Source organism: Streptomyces humidus, assembly GCF_014649655.1.
GTDB lineage: Bacteria > Actinomycetota > Actinomycetes > Streptomycetales > Streptomycetaceae > Streptomyces > Streptomyces humidus.
Genome location: NZ_BMTL01000164.1, coordinates 1 through 663 on the forward strand (window position 1 = coordinate 1; position 663 = coordinate 663).

The 663-nt window shown below is 69.5% G+C and carries 1 protein-coding gene; it reads left to right on the top strand.

The features are described from left to right. On the top strand, positions 1 to 663 hold a 663-nt coding region (locus tag IE239_RS41565; RefSeq protein WP_190154622.1), incomplete at both ends, for an acyltransferase domain-containing protein.

Below are 663 nucleotides of genomic sequence, written 5' to 3' on the forward strand. Positions count from 1 at the left end.
TGCCGTGCCCGTTGCGGGAGGTGGTGTTCGGTGAGGATGCGGAGCTGCTGAACCGGACGGAGTTCGCGCAGCCTGCGCTGTTCGCTCTTGAGGTGGCGTTGTTCCGGTTGCTGGAGTCGTGGGGTGTGCGGCCGGATGTGCTGGCGGGGCATTCCGTCGGTGAGATCGCGGCGGCGTATGTGGCGGGTGTGTGGTCGTTGGCGGATGCGTGCCGTCTGGTGGTGGCGCGTGGCCGGTTGATGCAGGCGTTGCCGTCGGGGGGTGCGATGGCCGCGGTCGAGGCGTCCGAGGACGAGGTGCTGCCGCTGCTGGGTGCTGAGGTGGGTGTTGCGGCGGTCAACGGGCCGCGGGCGGTGGTGGTTTCGGGCGCGGCGCAGGCCGTCGAGGAGATCGCGGACCTTTTCCGAGGTCAGGGCCGCAAGGTGACCACGCTACGGGTGAGCCATGCCTTCCACTCGCCCCTGATGGAGCCGATGCTCGACGAATTCCGGGCTGTCGCGGAGGACCTCTCCTACGACCGTCCGCAGGTGCCCGTCGTCTCCACGGTGACCGGCGGGCCCGTCACCGAGGAGTTGATGTCGCCCGGTTACTGGGTGGAGCACGTGCGGGCGACGGTGCGTTTCGCCGATGCCGTGGCGGTTCTGGACGGGCAGGACGGTGTCC